Source organism: Arenibacter lacus, assembly GCF_008711145.1.
GTDB lineage: Bacteria > Bacteroidota > Bacteroidia > Flavobacteriales > Flavobacteriaceae > Arenibacter > Arenibacter amylolyticus.
In genome coordinates this window covers 1-22,478 of record NZ_VVIN01000037.1, presented here as the reverse complement: position 1 = coordinate 22,478, position 22,478 = coordinate 1, and the positions used below count along the sequence as shown (strand labels likewise).

Here is a 22,478-nt window from a genome sequence, read left to right as displayed (position 1 = left end):
AGTAAGTCTAGGTAATGGGCAGGCCTCCTTATATAATGGTAGACTTGCCCAGTCCTATGTTTTCGTAGTTGTAGTTATAATTCTCGTCAGAATCAATGATGTTGGCTGCGATGTAATCACCTACTTCATTAGTCCCATATTTACTGGTAGCATCCAAGTCGCGCGTAACAACCTGTTGTCTCATGGACTTGTCCACGGCTGTTACTACGGCGTTAGATTCCTCATGTAGGCCAAAATGACTAAGCATCATTGCGGTAGAAAGAATAGAGGCTATGGGATTGGCAATATTTTTTCCTTCGGCTTGGGTATAAGATCCATGAAAAGGCTCAAACATGGCGTGCTCGCTTCCAATGGAGGCAGAGGGTAACAATCCCTTGGTACCGCAGATGGCACTGCCCTGGTCCGATAAGATGTCCCCGAACATATTGTCTGTAAGTATCACATCAAAATGGTTGGGGTGCAACATCATTTGCATGGCCGCATTATCCACAAAAAGAAACTCTAGTGCCACTTCTGGGTAGCTCTCCCCAATTCTGGTAACTACCTTACGCCATAGTCTAGAGGTTTCCAATACATTGGCCTTGTCTATTAATGTGAGTTTTTTTCTTCTGTTTTTTGCTGCCTTAAAAGCTAAATGGGCAATTCTACTGATTTCCTTTTCGGAATACTCACATAGATCGGAGGCTATGGTACCCTCCTGTCTTAATTTTTTCTCACCAAAATAAATACCTCCGGTGAGTTCTCTATATATTATAAAATCCGTTCCGAAAATTACATGCTTCTTTAAGGGCGATTTGTTTACCAAGGTTGGAAATACCTTTACCGGTCTAATACTGGCGAAAAGTTCTAGCTCCATTCTCAGTTGTAACAATCCCTGTTCCGGACGAACCTTGGCACTGGGATTCTCATCGTATTTTAGGGTGCCGATGGTGCCAAAAAGTATGGAGTCCGAAGCTCTGCAGAGGTCAATGGTGGCTTTGGGTAGGGGCTTGCCATGTTTTTCCATAGCGATAGCTCCTATATCACCTTCCGTAAATGTAAATTGATGATGAAAGGTTTCTTCTACCGCACGCAGGCATTTAAGGGATTGGGCCAAAACTTCTGGCCCAATTCCATCTCCGCCTAAAACTGCAATTTTCAGATTCATTTAAGCTGTAATTTCTATTGAGATTCCACTAGAAGCAATGATCTCATGGATATCTTCGTCCATAACTTCTTTCTTTTTGTCTGCGAAGTTTAAAAACTCCTTATAAACCTCGTCTAACTGGGTCTTGGTAAGTTCGTATCCTACGTTTTTAGCACGGTAAGCCAAAGCAGCCCTACCACTTCTTGCTGTAAGAACGATGGAAGACTCTGTGACCCCAACATCAGCCGGATCAATAATTTCGTAGGTTTCCCTATTCTTAATGACGCCATCTTGGTGGATCCCAGAACTATGGGCAAAAGCATTGGCACCTACAATAGCCTTGTTGGCCTGTACTAGTACGCCCATTTTTTGGGCTACCATCTGGCTGGTGTCATAAAGCAGCTTACTGTTAATATTGGTATCCAAATTTAAGGTAGGGTGTTGTCTTAAGATCATCACCACTTCCTCTAAGGAGGTGTTTCCTGCTCTTTCCCCAATACCGTTGATAGTACATTCAATTTGTCTTGCACCGTTAATTACCCCTGCGATGGAATTGGCAGTGGCCAAACCAAGGTCGTTATGACAGTGACAGGAAAGGATGGCCTTGTGAATACCGGTAACATTTTCCTTTAGATACTTAATCTTGGCTCCATATTCTTCTGGTAGGCAATATCCAGTGGTATCTGGAATGTTTAAAACCGTGGCTCCGGCCTTAACTACCGCTTCACAGACCCTAGCTAAAAACTCATTGTCCGTACGTCCTGCATCTTCTGCGTAAAATTCCACATCCTCTACAAAGGTCTTAGCGTATTTTACCGCCGCAACAGCCCTTTCTATAATGGCGTCTTTGTTGGAGTTGAACTTAAACTTAATATGTGAATCCGATGTACCAATTCCTGTATGTATCCTAGGCCTTTTAGCGCTTTTCAGGGCTTGGGCTGCAACTTCAATATCTTTTTCAACGGCACGGGTTAGTCCACAAACCGTTGCATTTTTTACTAGTTTAGAAATCTCATGAACGGAATTGAAGTCCCCTGGGCTAGAAATTGGGAACCCTGCTTCAATCACATCCACGCCCAATACATCCAGTCTTTCGGCGATGATCAATTTTTGCTCCGTATCCAATTTACATCCGGGTACTTGTTCCCCATCCCTAAGTGTCGTATCAAAAATATGTACCTTATCTTTGCTCATTATATTTGCGTAATTTTATATAGACTTTACGAATATACTACTAATAGGTTCCCCCAAGTTGCAGTATGTAGGGCATTTACAATGGTGAGGAACTTTTTATGAGGTGTAAAGAACTAAGAATCAACAACATAAACCTTTTTTATTACGATGACAAATGCTCCGAAAGATGCATTATTTGTACTGGTTAAATCGCTTTCAAAGTCAGAAAAACGTCAATTTAAATTATACGTTGGACGCTTGGGGGTAAACACCGATGCGAAATTTTTAGCTTTATTTAATTTATTGGATAAAATAAAAGTCTACGATGAAAAATTAATATTGGAAAATGGCATTGTTAAAAAGGCCCAGTTATCCAATCTTAAGGCACATTTATATAGGCAGATCCTTGTAAGTCTTAGATTAAATCCGGTAAACCAAAACATACGGGTGCAATTAAGGGAGCAGTTGGATTTTGCCACTATACTTTACCAGAAGGGATTGTATAAGCAGAGTTTAAAAATCCTTGATAAAACCAAACAGACCGCCATAGAAAATGAAGAAAAAAACGTGGCCTATGAAATTGTGGAGCTGGAAAAAGTGATAGAGACCCAGTACATTACCCGTAGTATTCCAGATAGGGCAGATGAACTTTCCATCCAAGCAAAGGAATTGTCTAGACAAAACTTAATTACCAGTAAGCTATCCAACCTAGCGCTACAGTTATATGGTCAAATGCTGAAGATAGGTTATGTGCGAAGTGATGAGGACTATAGAAGGGTTAAAGTATATTTTGACAAGCACCTTCCAAAGGTGAAAATGGAAGAGCTTGGATTCAGAGAGAAATTATGGTTGTACAAAGCCCACCTTTGGTATAGTTTTTTAACGCAAGATTTTCTGTCTTGTTATAAGTATTCCAGTAAGTGGGTAGACTTGTTTTATGAGAACAAGATGATGATATCCTTAAATCCAGTTTTCTTCCTAAAGGGGAATCATTATTTGTTGGAGTCCTTATTTTATGTGAGGTATAGTTCCCAGTTTAAGGAAACCTTGGAGCGGTTAGAGGAAATTGTTGCTAGTAAAGATTTTCCGGCCAACGACAACCTTTCATCCCTAGCTTTTATCTATATCAATTCCAATAAGTTAAACCTTCATTTTATGGAAGGTAGTTTTGAGAAGGCAGAGTATTTGGTGAAAATTGTGGAATATGGAATCTCCAAGCATCGAGGACGATTGGATGAACACCATATCATGGTATTGTATTATAAAATAGCTTGTCTATATTTTGGAATGGGCGACAATAAATTGTGCATACAATACCTAAAGAGAATTATTAACAATAAGAATCTTAAAATGCGGGAAGATTTAATGTGCTTCTCAAGGGTTTTAAGTTTAATTGCCCACTATGAAGCGGGAATGGATTATCATTTAGAGGTGCAATTAAAGAGTACTTATAAGTTTCTTTTGAAGATGAACGACCTGCATGCCGTGCAAAAGGAAATGATAAAGTTCTTAAGAAGGTTGGGGGATATTTATCCACACGAATTGCGCAACGAATTCAATAAGCTTTATGTGGAATTAAAAAAATACGAAGATCACCCTTATGAAAAAAGGGCGTTTTTATACCTCGATATAATTTCCTGGCTGGAGAGTCATTTGCAGAATAAACCGGTAGCACAAGTAATACAGGAAAAGGCAGCGATGATTACCCGATAAGTAGTAGAAATTAAAACGAAACACCTTGTAAGGCAGCGCACTACCTAGGGCTGTTTTACATTTCCCCAATTTAAGTGGAATTCAAAATTATTTGGAAAGGGGTAGCCAAGTATGGAAAACCCACCCTTTGCTAGTGGAAAGCTATTGCTTACACGCCTTCCAAAGGTTCTCCTGTGGCAAGGGTGCCACCAATTCTAAAAGCTCTTTTTTCACAGGGTGTACAAAGCGTAACTTCCTGGCATGCAGGTGAATGCTACCGTCCTTGTTGCTCCTATCTGCCCCGTATTTTAGGTCGCCCTTAATTGGGCATCCCAAAGCGGCAAGCTGCGAACGTATTTGATGGTGTCTTCCTGTTTTTAAATCAATTTCCAACAGGGTATAGCGGTCCAGCTGCTTTAGTACCTCATAGTCTAAAATAGCCTTTTTACTATCCGGAACTTGATTTTTATGGGCGTAGGATTTGTTTTGCTTCGGATTTCGTTTTAGCCAATGTATCAAGGTGCCACTTTTCTGATCTGGCTGTTTGCCTACAATTGCCCAATAGGTTTTTTGGGCATCTTTTTCGGCAAATAGTTTGTTGAGTCTAGGGAGGGCTTTAGAGGATTTGGCGAAGACCACAATCCCGGTAGTGGGCCGGTCTAACCTATGGGCAACCCCTAAGTAGACATTGCCTGGTTTATCGTATTTTATTTTTAAATATTGCTTTACTACCTCGCTCAACGGAGTGTCTCCGGTTTTATCGCCTTGTACAATATCTCCCGCTCTTTTATTGATGGCTATAAGGTGATTGTCCTCATAGATCACCTGTAAATTAGCGGGAGTAGAATGTATTTTCTGTTGGTTTGTTGACACTTTTATGGCCTAAGAAGGTTGTTGTTACTTGTGGTCTTCTATGTTATTAATACTGTTCTTCATCACTGGGGAAGTCCTTGGTCTTTACATCCTCTACATATTGTGAAATGGCATTGCCCATTTCTTCATATAGATTAAGATACCTACGTAAAAACCTTGGATTAAACTCCTGGGTGATTCCCAATAGATCGTGTACCACCAGTACTTGTCCGTCTACCCCGTTACCAGCTCCGATACCAATTACGGGGATAGAAACACTTTCTGCTACCTCTTTTGCTAGTGCAGCGGGAATTTTTTCTAGTACTATAGCGAAACAGCCTGCCTTTTCCAGCATTTTGGCGTCGTTCTTCAATTTTTGGGCTTCGTCTTGCTCCTTAGCACGCACCGTATAGGTACCAAACTTATAAATGGATTGTGGGGTAAGCCCTAAATGTCCCATTACAGGTACGCCTGCGTTTAAGATGCGTTTAATAGAATCCTTTATTTCTTGTCCGCCCTCCACCTTTACAGCATGGGCGCCACTTTCTTTCATGATTCGAATAGCAGAACGAAGTGCTTCTTTGGGATCACTTTGATAACTTCCAAAAGGAAGGTCCACTACAACCAGTGCCCTATTTACCGCTCGTATGACGGAGGAGGCATGGTAGATCATTTGATCTAAGGTTATAGGGAGAGTTGTCTCATGACCCGCCATTACATTACTGGCAGAGTCGCCCACTAAGATTACATCCACATTGGCGGTGTCTACAATTTTCGCCATGGAATAATCATAAGCCGTCAGCATGGATATTTTCTCCCCGTTTTGTTTCATATCAACGAGCGATTTTACAGTCACTCTTTTGTACTCTTTTTTGGCAACAGACATGGTATTTATTTTTAGAGCGATAAAAGTAAGGAGATTTGTTCTAAAACTTGGTGGAAATCCACGGACTTGTGATTAAATCCTACAATTTTGGGGATATTGGAAGAAGTTTTGCTGATTTTTAGAATAAAAAGGGATAATTACCACATGGAGCTAAGGATGCGATATGCTGCTTTTGCTCCTTATGTTCCAATTTCTGATGTTATTATAATTGAAGTAAAAATATCTGTTTTTTTGGAACTCCTTCCTTATTGGGTATACTTCTGTTGAATGCAAGTGTTTTTCCATCGTGGGACCATACTGGATTGGATAGGGGAAAGGAAGACGGATGGGTAAGTACTTGGCCCTCCTTGGCACCCACTCGTAGATGAACCAATGCATTTTGCCAAATGTATACCAAGCTTTTCTCTTTGGGATGCCATCTAATGCCCCCTGTCACATCGGTAGGGTGAAAGGTTTGTTGAGTGGGCGTTCCGCCCAAAGGAGAGATGGTAAAGACCTGTTTCGCACCCTGTTGGTCTCTCGCTATAAAAGCTAACATACTGCCGTCAAAGGACGAACGGACAATGCCCTCGCAGCCAGGAAATTTACTTTCGGTAGTAAAGCTTAATCTTCTCTGTTGGGTACCCTTGGGAGGAGATGGCATGGTAGTGGCGGTTCCCTCTAAAGGGGTATTGGAGGGGAGGCTAATGTCTTCTGGTATATCTACCACAAAAACTTCATCTACCTCCTCACCGTTTTTATTTTTTACTGTACCTATAAAAGCTCTTGCACGCTGTAGATGACCTTCATTATTTTTATATCCGGCATTTCCTATCCAACTATCTCCGGCGGCCCTACTAATCTCGTCGCTTCCAGGAACAGGTTGGGGTACAACCTTTACTACCAAAACGCTAAACCATTCCCCGGAGAAATCTTCTTCGGGAATGGATGGGGTAACCAAAACGGGGGAGCTCTTTTTAGACACTCCAATGGTTCTAAGGTTATAGGGAATCCCGGTTTCATCCTCCATTTTTTTAAGGAGGGCATCGTTATAGGTGAATCCAATCCACCCTCCATCCCCACTAAATTCGTGTCGGTGGGTACCACCTCGCAAGGCCCCTGGAGTGAAAGGAGGGGAGCTGTCCCTAGCATCCATAAAGACAGGTTTATTTGGGGCGTTGTCACGTACAATCACCCCTGTTCTTCGCCACTGTTCATAGGGGCGTTCTGGACTGCAATTGTTTAAGCCATGGATAAAGATAACTTGGTTCTCGGTATGACTATAGCTGGCGGCACCAACCCCTGGCCCGTAGGGAGTTTGCTCTTTTGTTTGATATAGGATTTTCTTTTCTCCGGTTTTTACGTGTACCTTTTCTATTATTCCATTGGCCCCGATGCCTCCCTCTTCTGTTCGGGTATCGTAGACCAGCCATTGGTCATCCGGAGAGAAGTTATCATTATTGTCCAAATCGTGATTATAGGAGAAATCATGGGTGAGTTGAATTTCCTTTTTATACGAATTGTGGTTGCAACCGCTCATACACATGGTTATTACTATTAAGCGTAAAAGTATCCTTTTTTCAGATTGTTTGTTCATAGAACGGAAGATGAAAAAGCTGGCCGCTTTATCGGGTAATAACTTAGGTCTAGGTAATCTTTTTGATTACTAAGTTGATAAGCATGGTGCCGATGCGAGCTCTATGTTATTTATGGATTTAATGAAATTGAATTCCCTATCTATTGCCAGCTAAGCTCCACCCTCGTTTTCAGTACGTTTTTTATCAAATTGGAACTCGCCCGTGCTTGCTGATTTTTATTCGCTACTCGTTCCTTGCTTCTCCATTGGTGCGCTAATTACGCCAAGATATCTTCCCATCCAATAGGGGAGGAGCCATATATCCCCTGCGGAATATTCCTGATTGCCATCTCCTCCAACCCGATCTAGGCGGAACATATTGGCATTATGACGTTGAACGGGTCTTTCATCTGGGGGTAAGACCTCGGCGATGGTCTGCCTTCTGAAATTAGGTTCTATATGGGTGATGTCTTTTCGATGACTGTTCATAATATCCCAAGTTACTAGGTCCATGGGATGTTTCCTTAGGTACCAGGCAGCTTCTTCCAGGTCAAATTCCTGGGTGCCGGTTAAGGCGGTCATAATATTCCATGCCCCTTCTTTTTCGGGTCTTTCAATTTCCCAATGATCTATGATAGCCTCCTTGTATTTCGCTTTTAGGGAATCGTTTAAGGCATATCTATAGAGTCCCCAATAGCCCACGTAGTACATTTCGTCGTCGGAGTGGTTCCAAGATTCGGAGAGCATATTGCTCCAATCGTCTCCTTCTTCGCCTGCGACTCCTATTTCTTTCATCGGGCGCATTAGGTTTTCCAAATAGCCATGATTGTCCATTAAATCCATTGCCTTTTCCTTATATTTTTCCTTCCCCGTAAAGTGGTAGGCGGTTTGAAGCATCCCAATAATATTAGAAGAATTCAATTTGCGATCACCCACGGTTTTAGGATGGCCATTCACATATTCTGGGTTCCATCGCCCCCAAGTGGTTGGTTTTCCATCGAAATCTACCAAATACAAATCGTTCTTTACTATATGGCTCATTAGGGTATCTATTAATACAATGGCGCGGTCTTTTAAATCGTTGTCCATCAGTTCGGCCATAACCCCATAGGCAAAGATGTGCCCTATGGCTTCGTCACTACTGGTAGTGGCTTTCCAATCCCATTCCGGATCATCGGTGTGCTGCCATCTTTCCGGATCTCCCAAGCGTTCTATATAACCACTTCGCTCAAAGGAGCGCGAAGGGAAGCCAGGTACGGGGTTAATATAGAAAAGACGTTCCATGGCCTCCATAGATTCCCTGCAGTTTTGTAGCGCATCTTTAGACTTTGTAACGGCATAGCGAAATACTTCACCAGCCAAATACATGGTAGTCCATAATCCGTCGTTATCGGAATCTGAGAGTCGGCCAGAATCTATATTCCCATTGTCTAAATCGACCAACGTAGAATTAAACCCTAGTCGGATATGCCTATGACGCACTTGTTTGTCATAGTACTGTGCTTTGTCATAAAGGGTCATTTCCTCAAAAACGATTTGTCCCAATCCGGCATCGGTAAGAATTAGTATAGATCCATCATGGGCTTTTGATATGTGATGAACCAAGTTACCAGGCAACCACCTTTTCCCGTAGTAGTATTTAAACTTACCGTTGTCTTTTAGCTTAAAGGCTCCTTTGGTAGAGCCAAACCAAAGGGTTCCATCAATATTTTCTATATAGGTGATTTCGGTCCAAGGGAGCTTCTTATGGGTTTCCCCAATTTGCTCACCTGTTTCTAAGGAAGCCTCCAGATACCCATCTAAAGTGCCAATGATTAATTTTGATTCCCATAGGGCCAAAGAGGTGAAATTAGCACCTTCGATAAGGGTGGTTAGGTTTTTATCCTCGGGTTTGAAAACGGTTACCGATTTTTCCCCTAGGATATAAAAGATGCCTGTTTCATCATCGAATTTAATTTGAAGGACCTTATCATTGGGCAATGCCCCTTTCCAGTCATTGTTTTCTTTTGTTAGATATTGTAAAGCCTTTCCATCGCTGATTAAAAAACCAAAATCTTTCCCGGCGGCTATAATATTCGCCTTGGGCAATTGGTGCATAAGGTAAAGGGTCCCTGCCCATGCATTGCTCAACACCGCCCTATCGTCCAAATAAATGAACTGATCTTGATAGAGGGTGATCGCTGTTATGTTTTTGTCGGTCAAGGGTCTATAGGTCTTGTCGGGCATTAGTATGCCAGGGTAGAGAAACTGACCATCATGGGTGCGAAGTATCCCTTCAGAAGAAGCAATCTGAATGAGGTTATTTCTGTCCATATGGGCAGAAAAAAGGGTGAGATCATCTAGATTTGCATGGTATTTTACACTGTAATCTTGCCTATAAGGCACATCTTTATACACGGGCAGGGAGGCAGAAGAATTATTTTGCTGGGGCGCCTCGTTACAGGAAAGACTCAACAACAGCAGCCAAGCGGTAATAGGAAAAAACGTTCTCATGTCAATATTGGTTTTGGTCGGTTACAAGCGTCCCTATTTTAATCTGTATTTTAAGACAGCGATTTATGTGGGGACCCTACTATTACAAATAAACCTGATTTTAGCATGGCATACCTCGTATATGTTACGGGATTTGCATTAAATATTGACTTCCTGAGTGAAAATTGGGAATCCTACGGAGTTTTCCTGTTAGGATAATTGATATTCTGAGGTAGCAGCTAGTAGTGTTTGTAAGTGCAAAACGAATAGGGGAAAGTCCACAACAACCTACATGGGTTTGGACCTTTTTATGCGCTATTAGTTGATAAATCTACTAACAGCAACCTATATATAAATAAAAATACCCAGAACCACCGCTATAAAGCAAGTTCCGGGTATTTCCCTATCAACCAATAAACACTAATCACATACTTCTTAAATCGATTTTAAATAGGCTTCTAGGTCTAGCTTGTCTTGAGCACTCAGCTCCAATCCAAAGTGGTTATCGTAATGGGTTATTACCTCGTTTAAGGTGGCAAATCTCCCATCGTGATAGAAACCTCCCTTCATACGGGCAAAAAGTCCTCTTAAGGGTGTGGTTCTATACATGCCTGTGGGGGATCTTTTGGCTTCAAAGTCGTCTATCCCTATTTCCGCGGCGGTGTGTAAATTATACCCCGCGTCGGTAAACATAGGAGCTATATGGCAGGTTGCACAAAGGGCGCTACCGTTAAACAAGGATTTGCCTCGTTCTGCAGCTGCCACATCATAGCTTCCTTCGGGGGGAGTGGGGGCGGTTAATGATAATTGATAGGCTTGCAATCCTGGTAATTTGGAGGTGATGAGGTCTGGATCATTAGTAATATTCCCAAAATTGTTTTCTGCTGCAATAGGAAACTGGTTGGCATCGTTTAAACGCGCATCGGTAAAGCTACCCTGTCCGTGCATTTCCAAATTTGCTACAAAGGCATTCCAATACACCATATCTCCCCAGCCGGTATAGGTCGCTAAATTAACGCCTTGTAATCCATAGGCAGCAGGTAATAAATTAGCCGCAATGCTTCCATCTGGTTTAAGAGCAATACCATCTACCATTAAGCCAGCATTAAATTTTCCGGGCCCCCAACCTGTTAGTACCGCCTCAACCGTGGGTTCGTCCACATGGAGTAAATCGGCCAAAAACTTTTTGTTATCGGTTAGGTTAACAATAGCCCCTACATTTAAATCCCTATTGGGATACCCATCCAATCGTCTTCCTATGCCTTCAGAAAAGGAGTTATCTACCGTAGAGTGGCACAGGGCACAGTTGATACCTATCGCCGTCATATTCCCTTCCTCGTTAAAAGAACCTTTTATCCCCACCACGGCATTCATTTTTAGCAATGCAACCGTAGTCGCAGGATCGTTGAGGTCTACATCCCCGGCCATTATAGCCGCTGCAACCTCGGCAGGGATGGCCTCGGAATCTACTTTTAAACCAACAGCCAAGGCGGTGGCCGGACTCACACCACTTCCGTAACCGCCTAATTCCTCGCCCAAAATAGCTTTGTCTAAATGTAGGACGTCACTCCAAAAGGCCTCGTCCCCAAAGGTGTCGTACCTAAAAGTTTCTTTTCCTTCCGCAACAAGTACTGGATCTAAATGCAAGGTAAGGGTGTCTGTTACAGTTTCTATAATGGTATCGTTTACTATTTCTGTAATGGTTTCGGTGATTGTCCTGGTTTTGGTACAACTATAGACAAATATCATGCTTCCAACGAGCAAGATTCCGACAAATTTTATTGGATTAGCTACTTTCATAGTTCTTCTGTTGTTAATGATTATTATTCAATCTGTTTATCCCCATCAAATTAAAATATTGGGCCTGGGGGAATAACCCTTTTGCGATAAGGATTCCTTGGGGGTTACATTCACAGGAAGACTATGTTAAGAACCAACCTAAATTGCTTTAAATTGGTTCTTAATCTCCCTATAAACACCAACTAATTAAGAGCTAATCTTAATAGTTCCCTTCATCACCTTGTGCAGGCTACAGAAATATTCCTCGTCCTGGGTGATGATTTTACTCCAAGTTTCATCCTTACCAAATGGTTTGGAGGTCCACTTTCCATTTTTTTCATCGGTCACGTCGTGTAGAATAAAGTCTTTGTTAACCCATATTACTTTGTCTCCTTTATGTACCGTAAGATGCTGGGGTATAAACTTCATTTTTTCAATGGTGACCGTATGTACTTGAGGTTCGTTGGCAATTGGGGCCTTTATTCCAATACCTCCTAGCAACAAGAGGAAGGCAATTGTAAGCATGCTAAATAAATAGATAGTAGGTTTCATTTTTTTGACGCCATTTTCTTTTGTAACATTTCTGCATGTCCTAGGTGGACTTCCAAGGCGGGAACTACATTTGATAATAGCTCCTTTAGTTCCCCATTTTGAGACTGTGGTATCAATAGCGTATTTACCGCGCCAATTACCTGTTTGTGATAGGCAACCTCGTTTTCCACATAGAACTTGTCGAAATTCTTATTAGTAAGCTTTTTCAACTTTGCCTTGGTTTCCGCAGCCTGGTCTAGCAGGGACTTACTAACCGCATTGTCCTTGGGAACCACTTTTAATTTTGTAACCAAAGCCACTGCCTGATTAATCACTGCGGTGTGGTCTTCTACCATTCGGCTAGCAAAATCCAAAACCTCTTTATTTTTAGATTTATTCATGGCAATTTTGGCGAAATCAATATCAATTTGATTGGCTACCACCGCAACCGAGGCAATTTCAGGATCGGTAAGTTGGGGTGATGTTTGGGCGTACATAGGGATGGCTATCATAAACATGGAGAAGACACCTAATACGCTGAGGTAATTTGTTATCGTTTTCATCTTGTTGTATTTATTTGTTTCCCATTGGATGTAAATAGGGAGGAAAGGTTACAAACCAACACATGAACGCTTTAAAATTTATTTAATGTGTTGATTGTAAGATGAATGTAAAACTTACTTTCTAATTAAAGGGCCTAAGAAGAAGATAGCCTTCCCAGATAAATTCCAGTTTTAGTAGGCACCTAAATTGCATTGCTTTTCCTTTTATATTTTTTTAGGAATGGGTAAGGAAAGAGGTTGAGGGAAGTTAATAAGTACAGAAATGTTTGGTGTCAGGAAATCTTAAATTTAATAAGAAGATTAGAATGGGTTTTAGCGATTCAATTTCGTAACTTGTTATGGGTTAAGTATCAATGTGTTATTAATCCTTATTCTATCAAATAGCGCGTAGGTTTCTGTTTATTTTGTAACCTTTTCTATTGTATTGCATCCAACCTTAAAATAGTAGCTATGAACATCTGCAAACCCTTAAGAAAATTAAACCAAGCTCCCTATGCCACTTTACCAGATTGGGTAGTGGTCCAAAAAGTATTGGATGGTGAGACCGAATTGTTTGAAATATTGTTGAGAAGGCATAACCAATTATTGTTTAGAACGATAAGAAGTTATCTGGATAGACCTTCGGACATAGATGATATAATGCAGGATACCTACATAAATGCATTCCAGAAATTATATCAGTTTAAAAATGATGCCCTCTTTTCTACTTGGTTGGTTCGGATCGGAATTAATGAGGCGTTACAGCGGAAAAGGAAATCTAAAAGAAATAAAACCGTAGCCATCAACAATGAAAAAGGAGTTATTCAAATTGCTGATACGTCTATTATGAATCCAGAAAGAAAAACAATGTACTCAGAGTCTGTGCTAGTAGTGGAAAAGGCAATAGACCAATTACCGGAAAAGTACAAGGTTGTTTATATGTTGAAAGAAGTCCAGGATATGGATATTGTTGAAATATCAAAAAGCCTAGACCTCACTACCAGCAATGTAAAGGTGCGGTTGCATAGGGCTAGGAAGATGATGCAAGAGTACATCCTTAAATTCTCCAATGCTAAAAATGCATTCGAGTTTGGCAATGCCAAATGTGATTTGTTGGTACAAAGGGTAATGGATAGGATTAAAGAACTATAGTAGAATTTATTGTATGCTATTCACCAATGTTTAAGTAGTGGTTATTTTAATGGCGCATAATTAAAGTTAATTTCGGTTTACAAACTTATATTTGTGGAAGAGAATAAACTAAGGGCGCTATTACTTTAAAATCTCCGTGTAAAGGGTGGTTTTAATGTTAAAATTGGGAGCCTTTAGGGTTGAGTTAAAAAAATAAAGTTCCCTATGACCTTGGATTACTTAAAAACGTCCCTATTTAAAGCCTTACAATATTTTAGTATCTATGCCTCCATTGCGTTGCTTTTTTTGTGGCTAGTCAGTGGTTTGGAGCTTTTTGTATATAAGGGAAGTCACTTTTTGCCATTAGATTACTTTAGTTTGCTTAAGTCCAGTATATTCATCGATACCGTATTTTGGGCGCAATGGATTTTCATTCTTTTCCTGGTCTTTTTACCAATTTTTCTACTGCATCAAAAAACTGCCAAGATATTCTTAGGGGTGGTATGGATGCTTTTCTTTATTATTCATCTAAGCTTAATAAATTATTTTAATACCTCCCTGGTTCTGTTGGGTGCCGATCTTTTTGGGTATTCCCTTCAAGACATTAAACAGACGGTAGGGGCCTCTGGAGGGGTATCCTTAATTGCTTTATTGGGCCTGCTCCTTATCTTGGGGCTCTTTTTATGGGCACTATACTTAGTACCTAAAAAATGGAAAGCACCCAAGGCTTTTGCCATTGCCTTGCCCTTGGTATCGCTCCTAGTATATACCTCGGGAATTAGCAGTAGAGTGGCCGAACCGCAACTGGGTTCGGATTTTGCAAATAACCTGGTAATCAATAAATCGCAACACTTTTTTAAGGAAGCTGCCAATTATTTTTTTGATCCTGGATTTGAGGTAGATATTTATGCCGATAATTATTTGGGCGGACCAGGAAGTAAGCATATGAGTGATGTAAAAATGGTGGACTATGTAGATGATGCCTATCCTTTTCTTCATGCTAAACCTGATAGCGATGTCTTGTCCCCATTCTTTAGCCCCAAGTTGAAGGCTCCTAATATTGTTATTTTAATAGTAGAAGGCTTGGGCAGGGCATTTACCAATGAAGGTGCTTATTTGGGTAATTTTACGCCTTATTTAGACTCTTTATCCCAAAATAGTCTCTATTGGAAAAACTTTTTAAGCAATGGAGGAAGAACCTTTGCGGTGCTACCTTCTATTATAGGATCACTGCCTTTTGCAGAGAACGGATTTTTAGCATTGGAAAACGCAATGCCGAAGGAAAACTCCCTTATAAGTCTACTAAAGAATCATGGGTACCAAACTTCCTTTTACTATGGTGGCGATGCTAGTTTTGATGGAATGAAGGGTTACCTAAATAAAAATGGCATTGATTATATCTTTGATGAAGAAACTTTTCCCAGTTCCTATAAGAAACTCCCTGCCAATAATAATTTTAGCTGGGGATATGGCGATGGCGAATTATATCGCTATTACTTAAACAGTCAGCAGGCCGATTCCCTGGCAAAACCCAAGCTTAACATCTTACTTACCAATACTACCCATAGTCCGTTTGTATTATACGACGAGGAGTATTACGGGAAGAAATTTGAGCAACGTTTGGAGGCCCTCGGTTTTGATACTGAAAAAAAGAAGGACTACAAAGCGTATGCAAAGCAATATGCTACGGTTCTTTACGCAGATGATGCCATAAAATACTTTATGGAAGCGTATAGGCAACGGGAAGACTATGAGAATACCATTTTCCTAATTACTGGCGACCACCGATTGCCAGAGATACCTCTAAGCACTAAAATAGACCGTTATCACGTTCCCTTGTTAATCTATTCTCCCTTATTGAGCAGAACGGCAGAAATGGCATCGGTGTCTAGTCATTTTGATATTGCACCTAGCTTACTTAATTATTTGGGAAATAATCATCAAGTACCATTACCGGATTATGTAAGTTTTATGGGGCAAGGCTTGGATACGGTGAGGAAGTTTAGAAGCGTACAACAAATCCCGTTGATGCAGACCAAGACCGATCTGGTCGATTTTGTTATGGGAGACTTTCATTTAAATGGTAATAATCTATACCAATTAAATGATAACCTAGGCGAGGTGTTAGTAGAAAACCCTGAAAAACAGCGGGAATTGCAAGCCGCTTTTTCTGCCTTTAAAAGACGGAACATAAAACTAACGGAAAAAGCGCCCTTGGTGCCCGATAGTACTTATACCAAGTACAATGGTAATTATTAATCCTGCGATACCAATTCCATTTCCTTTGACAAAATCTGGCTAATTAATGGATTATAAAAATTCCAAAAGAAACTACCACGCTCTAAAGGGTTACGGTCATCATAGAAGAATCCTTTAAAAAATCCGACTCCCTTAAAGTAGGAACTGTTAAACCTTAGGGGATTGTCACTAAAGTCGCCCGAAAAGTAAAAAAAGCGATAGTCGTCTCCCAAATGGCGGGTAACTGCCGGGAAGGATTCGGGTATTTGGTACTTGGCCAATTCCTCTTTACCAGCGGGTAAAAGGCCTAATTTAAACGATGCATCTACGGTATTAACCTCTAAATTAGGTATCATTACATCAAACCAAAAGGGGTATTTGGTTTTTGCTGGTAAAAGCCACTTCTCTTGTGCCTCTGGAGTAGCATAAATAAAGGGCAACGCATTATCCACATGGGTGCCTTCCTCTAAAATAATCACCTGGTCGTTATCGTTCACCAAAGCCAAACCGGCACGAGTAAAGGGCCAAGATCCATTATGGGATTTTTTGTAATTTTCTATAAGCCACTTAGGGATTTCTAAATTTTTGGTAGGATCCAAATTATCAAAATAACGGCCCGTCCAACCGGTCCATTTTAGATGGAATAATTCTTCAAATTTCTTTCGATTTTCGGCGCGGGTAGGGGATCCAATAGTATTAAACTCGGTAATGATGAGCTTGTTACGTTCTTTCATGTACTCCAAAAAGATAAGGTCTTCGTTACTTAAGCCCCCATAAAGCATACCCGATTGTGCATTTACATCTCCCTCCCGGTACCATTCATTGTTGTAAATACCATAGGTGTCGGTGAAATAAGCCATATCGGCATCCGCACTTAGTTTTTTCAACTGATCTGTGGTAAATCTTTCTAAACCTTTTAATTGAAACTCATCATCCTTTAAGGGGAAGAATCCAAAATAATCTTTACTGATTTTATAAGGATCTTTGGAGGTTTTGGTGTATCTGTTGTGATTTAATATCCACCCTAGGGAAATATGTTCTTGACCTTCTGTGGTTAAAACAGTCTTATCTACCAACGCAATAACCAGCTTTTTTTTAGGGGTAAAAAGCCAGGACATCCACATAACAAGCGGAATACCGATGATACAAACTAGTATAAGACCAAAAATCTTCTTTGCCATAATTAAAATCGTTTGCTATATCCAACACCAATGGAGAGTTGGTTCCCCCTGGTTTCCGCCCTGTATTCTTGATTCTCTAAAGAAGCCTGAATACTAAATACATGGGTATCCCAGAGTAGTTTCTTATACCCTAAGGACATATTTACAGATTTTAGTTTGTAGCTATTGTCTGGATCAAAGGCAACGTTGTTTGCATTGTCGTCCGGAGAGATGCCGGTGCCTATTTTAAAACTAAGATAGTCGTCCGCTCCGCCTAAATAATATCTGGTGGTTAGGGAGTAAGAATGAGAAATTGAATTTGAGGAGGGCGTTAAATAGGTTCGCAAATTAAACCAATAATTCTTATAGTACTTACCAACACCTAAGGTGTAAACCCATGTATTACTGGAAAAAGACAGGAAGCGAAATCCGGCATCTGCTTCAAAGGCGGCAGGAAGATTAGCATAAAGGGAAAAGCCTGCTCGGTAACGTGGAAAGATGCCCTTGTTTTCCGAAATTCCACCACTTACATAGGCGTAAAAAAGATCCGAGATTCTAGGGTAGGCATCCAGCTCAAACTGGGCGCCATTGGTAGTAAACCTATTGGCATAATTAAAACGGGCGGTTACGGAACCCAAGCCCGTTTGTCTGCCATAACTAACACTGGCTAAATGCCAGGGGTCATTAAAACGCTTATCAAAATAAACAAAGTCGTAACTAAGGCCAATACTGTTTTTAGCAGCGGAACTGTTTACGCTTCCCAATAAACTTCTTGCTTCTGTAAATTCTGGATTGTTTTTTAGTAACTGGTCTATAACAATTCGCGATTCGTTAAATCGTTTTAAGTCCTTTAAAATTTTCGCTTTTAACAGTCCCAAACTTTGCGAGTTAGGATGCTTTTCCAGCCCGGAATTGACCACAACTAAACTTTTCTCGGAATTGGAGTTCCAGTACTCAAGGTTGCCGTAGGCTAGGGAAGCTCCTTCGTGGCCTGCTTCTTTTTGGAGTACTTCCTTAAAAACCATTCTAGCTTGTTGTAGACTATCGGTGTAGGTGTACAGTCTGCCAAGGAAGACGCTTACTTCCAAGTAATCGGGGCTTTTAGCCAATGCCTTCTTTAACAGGGCAATTGCTTTAGGGTAGTTGTCCTCATCAAAAGCCGCGGTCCTAGCCAAACTATACAATTCATCCGTGGATGCCTCTGTTTGTGCAGCCATAGGCATGGCGTTGATCCCTAGAAGTAGAAGGAGAAGTAGTTTTATTTTTTGTTTGTACATATTCAATTAAAATTTACTAATCAATATTGGGTTTGGAGGGGTTAGATAAACCGGTACGAGTCATCTTTCCCCAAGATGTTTTTCCCAGCAACAAATCAACATTTCCTTTCACTGCCGCCCACATAACAAAAGGATGGTACAAAAGTGGCTCTAATAGGGCAGTACGCAGCAAGAGGAGCATGTATTTTGGCTTTTTATATTGTTGGAATGAATATTCTTCAAAAAACAAGGCTGTAATGGAGAACAATACCGAAAAGGTATAGACTACCCCGAAAAAGACCAGGAATACTTGGATATTTATTTGGCCGAAAATGAACATTAATAGTAGAAAAATGATTCCGAAAAATTCGATAATCGGTGCAAACCATTCAAAAAACATCCAATAAGGGGTACTGAGCATGCCCAACACGCCATACTTTGGATTAAATAGTAGCTTTTTATGCAGGCTTAGGGTTTCTATGGTGCCGCGTGTCCACCTGTTCCTCTGTCTATGTAGTACCTTCCAACTTTTAGGGACTTCGGTCCAACACAAGGGGTCGGGGACAAAGCTTACGGTGTATGGAATTTTTTTGTCCCTCATTAAGCGGCGCATGCGAACCAGTAACTCCATATCCTCCCCTACGGTAGCGGGATTATAACCACCCGATTCTATGACCGTTTTCTTGTCGAACATACCAAAGGCACCAGAAATAAGCAATAAGCCATCTATACGGGACCATGCCATCCTTCCCATTAGAAAAGCCCGGAAATATTCTAAGAGCTGGGCGCGATCTATGAAGGAATCCGGTAAGCGAACTTTTATTATCCTCCCATCTTCAATAATAGAGGAGTTTGCAACCCGGATAATTCCCCCAGAGGCAATAACTTTTTTGTTGTTGTTAAGAAATGGCTTTACCAACTTTAGAAGCGCATCCCTTTCCAAGATGCAATCAACATCTATGCAACAAATAATTTCATGACTACAGCAATTAATTCCAGAGTTTAATGCATCTGCCTTCCCACCATTTTCTTTATCTACAACTTTTAAATTTTTATAAGCTTTCTGTCTCGACGAATAAACAGCGCGCACATTTTTGGTAGCAATAGGGGAATGGTAGAGTACATCATCCTGGTAAAGATCGAAGGTTTTGATTAATGAATCCAAGGTGTTATCGCTACTTCCATCATTGATGATTACAATTTCGAAGGAAGGGTAATCAAGGGTGAGTAGGGATCTTACATTTTCAATGACATTAGCCTCTTCATTATAGGCGGGTGCTAAAACAGAAATTTTAGGTAGGTGGGACGACTGCAGTAAGGCAACTTCATCTTTAAAGTTGTTCTTGCGTTTATAATCACGGAGCTCAAATAATGAATATAAAGCCAAGAAGATATAGCCCGAAATGATAATTAAACCATAGGTTAAAAAAATAAAACTTGCTATATCAATAAATTCGAAAAAATTAAAATTCAAGAGGCCCTAAGGTATTATATGGATTGTTAACAAAAATTTGGTGTGCACATTATCTAGCTATCAATAGTTATGAAGATGTTGTTTAGTAGGGCAAATTGTCATATTTAATAGTATTAAAATTCGCTCCAAGGAAATGGGATGCTTCTAAGTTCTTTTGAAGGGCTACCTTCTTAAATTCCACTTCTAAGCTAGGTTCCTCTGTAACCATAAATTTACCAATAGATTTTAGATGTTTCTCGGAACCAATTTTACCAATAGTTTTTAGGATTTCATGTTTTATTAAAAGGGTTTCCTCGTTAAAATTATGAATTAAAATAGGTAGGAGTTCCGGCTCCTCCATTTTCCGTAGTGAGATGATGGCTTGCTGTCGTAACTCGGGATTTTGGTGATGTAAAAACCTCAATAAAATAGGGATATGTTCAAATTGGTTGTAATCGGCAATCATTTTCATGCAGAAAATCACCACGCTAGAAATATCATGATGGAGCCATTTGGAAAAATCAGGGGTTTCTCCGTCATAACTTTTAAGTCCATTCTCAATATAAATTTGTTCCCAAAGCGTTAAAGGAATTTCTACTTTGTCTAAGAATCCCAAAGGGTTTTCAGTGGACATATGGAGATAGTACAAAAATGCTTGCTGTCTTAGTTTCTTGTAATTGGTGTTAAATAAGGAATCTACTAAGGTCATTGGGATCTCTAAATTTAATTGATATGCTACATTGAGAGCTTTGGCTTGTTTATACCATGCCTTACTTGTTAATTTGGTTAGGAGAAATTCCTTCAATCCAAAACCATAAAAAACCTCCTTTAAACTGGCCGAAGATTCCCCTTTTAAGTTCTCTGCGAAAACTAGAATCTGATCAATCGCTATTTGTTTGTCGAGGGAAGTCCTGAGGTGTCTGTTTTTAAAATTGCGAGTTTCCTTTTCCTTATCAAAATCTTCATTAAATAAATAGTTGTTGATGAAATCTATTATGAAAAGATTTAACTTTTTTCTTCTGTGGTTTTGACTGTTTTTATGGACTCTCAGATAAAGTATAAGGCTTAACAATAAAATAGTGAGTACAACAAAGACCATGGTCATTACCAGGTTTATTTCCAGGACTACGGGTAAGTCGGAAATATAAAATGGTAAATTCCCCATAGTTAAATGTAGCAACATCATATTATGGTCTAGCATCTACTTTTAGGAGTGAATGTTTTTTTTTGATGCACCTAAACTCCTTTTTACGCGCAAAGTTAATTCGTTTGGACTAAAAGGTTTGCTTATAAAATCATCTACGCCCATATTAAATGCATCAGTGATAATATCTTCTTGGGTAGCGGTAGAGAGCACAATGATCGGGATGGTGGGATAATTTTTCTTAATGTGTTCTATAAGTTGACTCCCCGAAACAAAAGGCAACATCAAATCTGTTAGAATTAGATCAAAGCTATTAGTTTCTAGCTCTTCCATAGCACTCCTTCCGTCTATTGCGGTAGTTACCTCGTATCCTTCCTTAGTAAGCTTAAATTCGAGCGACTTAACAACCATTGGATTGTCTTCTATGACTAAAATCTTCTTCTTCATTTTAATTAATATCTAGCTGGTAATCTGCGGTAATTTGGGTTTCAATTAGTTGAAATTCTTGATTTAATTCACTAAATAATGTATTTAATTCTTCTTCTTTTTTGGCGGTTTCCATAGACTGGCACAGATCCCTTCCATGCTGATTTAAAACCATTTGAAAGGAGGGCTTTATGCTATGGGCAATTTTTCGGGCTTCGTCAAAATTATTTTGTTCCAGGGCTATTTTAAGGTCGTTTAACCTACCAGATACAGACTCCTTAAATAAAACTAGGGTTTCTGCAACAAACTCCTTGCTCCCCTCGGATAACTCCTCTAAATAGTCCGTAGAGTAAGATTTCACCAACTCTTCATTCTTATCCTTAAGCTCTACCGTATTTAAGAAATTTTCAATTTCTAGTGCCGTTTTATCCGAAAAAGGTTTGCGTATAAATCCTTGTAACTTTTTATTTGTGATTTCTGTATCGGAGTCTATTACAATTAAGGTTGGATGCTCCATTTTAAGCTCTGTCCGCAGATAATCCATGGTCTGCCATCCATTTAATGGACTAGAGGACTCTTCCAAGATGAGCAATTGTGGATTTCCATTCTCCATAATCCATTGTATGGCACCCATACTGTCTGTAAAGTCTAGGACCACAAACGGACTGTTGTTAAGAATCCTTTTTATCCGGGTACGCTCTTCGGCATTACTTACTACTATTATTATTTTTTTATTGTTCACCTGTTTTTGGGGTGTTAGGTTATATCTATTAAGTTGGGTCCAAGTTTACACTTACCTAAAGTGTATCTGTTTTTATTAAATTGTCAATGATAACTTTTTTAATCGTATCTAGCACCACGGGCTTGGTCACATAATCATCCATACCGTGATCTAGGCACCTTTGGCGTTCCCCAGAAACCGTTCTTGCGGTTAAAGCTATAATGGGAATACGAGTTCCATTGCTTTCTAGTTTTCTTATTTTCTTGGAGGCTTCATAACCACTTAATAGTGGCATCTGAATGTCCATTAATATCAAATCAATTTCCCTGTTCTTATAAGCT

Annotated in this window: 19 protein-coding genes; 3 read left to right on the top strand and 16 right to left on the bottom strand. The window is 40.1% G+C overall.

What is annotated here, in order from left to right; translation table 11 throughout:
• Nucleotides 1-28: 28 nt before the first annotated feature.
• Complete coding sequence (leuB, locus tag F1E73_RS11505) at nucleotides 29-1,147, bottom strand: 3-isopropylmalate dehydrogenase (protein ID WP_150451966.1); 1,119 nt, start codon at nucleotides 1,145-1,147, stop codon at nucleotides 29-31.
• Complete coding sequence (locus F1E73_RS11500; RefSeq protein WP_086476490.1) at nucleotides 1,148-2,320, bottom strand: 2-isopropylmalate synthase; 1,173 nt, start codon at nucleotides 2,318-2,320, stop codon at nucleotides 1,148-1,150.
• Between the two features lie 147 nt (nucleotides 2,321-2,467).
• On the opposite strand from F1E73_RS11500, the gene F1E73_RS11495 reads away from it, so the two are divergent.
• On the top strand, nucleotides 2,468-4,012 hold the full coding sequence (locus F1E73_RS11495; protein WP_150451965.1) for a hypothetical protein: 1,545 nt from the start codon (nucleotides 2,468-2,470) through the stop codon (nucleotides 4,010-4,012).
• A gap of 141 nt (nucleotides 4,013-4,153) precedes the next feature.
• Here F1E73_RS11495 and F1E73_RS11490 read toward each other — a convergent pair whose 3' ends face one another.
• From F1E73_RS11490 to F1E73_RS11460, 7 genes are all read right to left on the bottom strand, one after another.
• A complete protein-coding gene (locus tag F1E73_RS11490; protein ID WP_150451964.1) occupies nucleotides 4,154-4,864 on the bottom strand; it encodes an RluA family pseudouridine synthase in 711 nt (236 codons plus the stop codon).
• Between the two features lie 46 nt (nucleotides 4,865-4,910).
• Nucleotides 4,911-5,729 carry a 3-methyl-2-oxobutanoate hydroxymethyltransferase gene (panB, locus tag F1E73_RS11485; protein WP_086476493.1) on the bottom strand — a complete coding sequence of 273 codons (819 nt, stop codon included), beginning with the start codon at nucleotides 5,727-5,729 and terminating at the stop codon, nucleotides 4,911-4,913.
• A gap of 202 nt (nucleotides 5,730-5,931) precedes the next feature.
• Nucleotides 5,932-7,248, bottom strand: a complete 1,317-nt coding sequence (locus tag F1E73_RS11480) for a DUF3748 domain-containing protein (RefSeq protein ID WP_150451963.1) — start codon at nucleotides 7,246-7,248, stop codon at nucleotides 5,932-5,934.
• A gap of 273 nt (nucleotides 7,249-7,521) precedes the next feature.
• Nucleotides 7,522-9,777, bottom strand: coding sequence for a ligand-binding sensor domain-containing protein (locus F1E73_RS11475; RefSeq protein WP_217868634.1), 2,256 nt, complete (start codon nucleotides 9,775-9,777; stop codon nucleotides 7,522-7,524).
• 414 nt (nucleotides 9,778-10,191) lie between these two features.
• A complete protein-coding gene (locus tag F1E73_RS11470; protein ID WP_150451962.1) occupies nucleotides 10,192-11,556 on the bottom strand; it encodes a hypothetical protein in 1,365 nt (454 codons plus the stop codon).
• A gap of 186 nt (nucleotides 11,557-11,742) precedes the next feature.
• Nucleotides 11,743-12,087 (bottom strand): plastocyanin/azurin family copper-binding protein, encoded by a 345-nt coding sequence (locus F1E73_RS11465; protein WP_140157725.1) that lies wholly within the window; start codon nucleotides 12,085-12,087, stop codon nucleotides 11,743-11,745.
• Nucleotides 12,084-12,629: a DUF4142 domain-containing protein gene (locus F1E73_RS11460; protein WP_086476495.1), complete on the bottom strand. Its 546-nt coding sequence runs from the start codon at nucleotides 12,627-12,629 to the stop codon at nucleotides 12,084-12,086. Before F1E73_RS11460 ends, F1E73_RS11465 begins: the two co-directional genes overlap by 4 nt.
• 450 nt (nucleotides 12,630-13,079) lie before the next feature.
• On the opposite strand from F1E73_RS11460, the gene F1E73_RS11455 reads away from it, so the two are divergent.
• Together F1E73_RS11455 and F1E73_RS11450 are read left to right on the top strand one after the other, a co-directional pair.
• Nucleotides 13,080-13,760, top strand: coding sequence for an RNA polymerase sigma factor (locus F1E73_RS11455; protein WP_150451961.1), 681 nt, complete (start codon nucleotides 13,080-13,082; stop codon nucleotides 13,758-13,760).
• Between the two features lie 204 nt (nucleotides 13,761-13,964).
• Nucleotides 13,965-15,998, top strand: coding sequence for an LTA synthase family protein (locus F1E73_RS11450; RefSeq protein WP_150451960.1), 2,034 nt, complete (start codon nucleotides 13,965-13,967; stop codon nucleotides 15,996-15,998).
• Here the strand turns inward: F1E73_RS11450 and F1E73_RS11445 are convergent.
• From F1E73_RS11445 to F1E73_RS11415, 7 genes are all read right to left on the bottom strand, one after another.
• Nucleotides 15,995-17,158 (bottom strand): hypothetical protein, encoded by a 1,164-nt coding sequence (locus F1E73_RS11445; protein ID WP_150451959.1) that lies wholly within the window; start codon nucleotides 17,156-17,158, stop codon nucleotides 15,995-15,997. The genes F1E73_RS11450 and F1E73_RS11445 overlap by 4 nt on opposite strands.
• Before the next feature lie 2 nt (nucleotides 17,159-17,160).
• Complete coding sequence (locus F1E73_RS11440) at nucleotides 17,161-18,414, bottom strand: YaiO family outer membrane beta-barrel protein (protein WP_150451958.1); 1,254 nt, start codon at nucleotides 18,412-18,414, stop codon at nucleotides 17,161-17,163.
• Between the two features lie 16 nt (nucleotides 18,415-18,430).
• Nucleotides 18,431-19,867, bottom strand: coding sequence for a glycosyltransferase family 2 protein (locus F1E73_RS11435; protein WP_150451957.1), 1,437 nt, complete (start codon nucleotides 19,865-19,867; stop codon nucleotides 18,431-18,433).
• A gap of 82 nt (nucleotides 19,868-19,949) precedes the next feature.
• Nucleotides 19,950-21,011, bottom strand: coding sequence for a HEAT repeat domain-containing protein (locus F1E73_RS11430; RefSeq protein WP_176328461.1), 1,062 nt, complete (start codon nucleotides 21,009-21,011; stop codon nucleotides 19,950-19,952).
• Between the two features lie 42 nt (nucleotides 21,012-21,053).
• Nucleotides 21,054-21,437: a response regulator transcription factor gene (locus F1E73_RS11425; protein ID WP_086476502.1), complete on the bottom strand. Its 384-nt coding sequence runs from the start codon at nucleotides 21,435-21,437 to the stop codon at nucleotides 21,054-21,056.
• Between the two features lies 1 nt (nucleotide 21,438).
• Nucleotides 21,439-22,158, bottom strand: a complete 720-nt coding sequence (locus F1E73_RS11420) for an Hpt domain-containing protein (RefSeq protein ID WP_086476503.1) — start codon at nucleotides 22,156-22,158, stop codon at nucleotides 21,439-21,441.
• Between the two features lie 55 nt (nucleotides 22,159-22,213).
• Nucleotides 22,214-22,478: response regulator (locus F1E73_RS11415; protein ID WP_150451956.1), on the bottom strand; the 265-nt coding region annotated here is incomplete at its 5' end.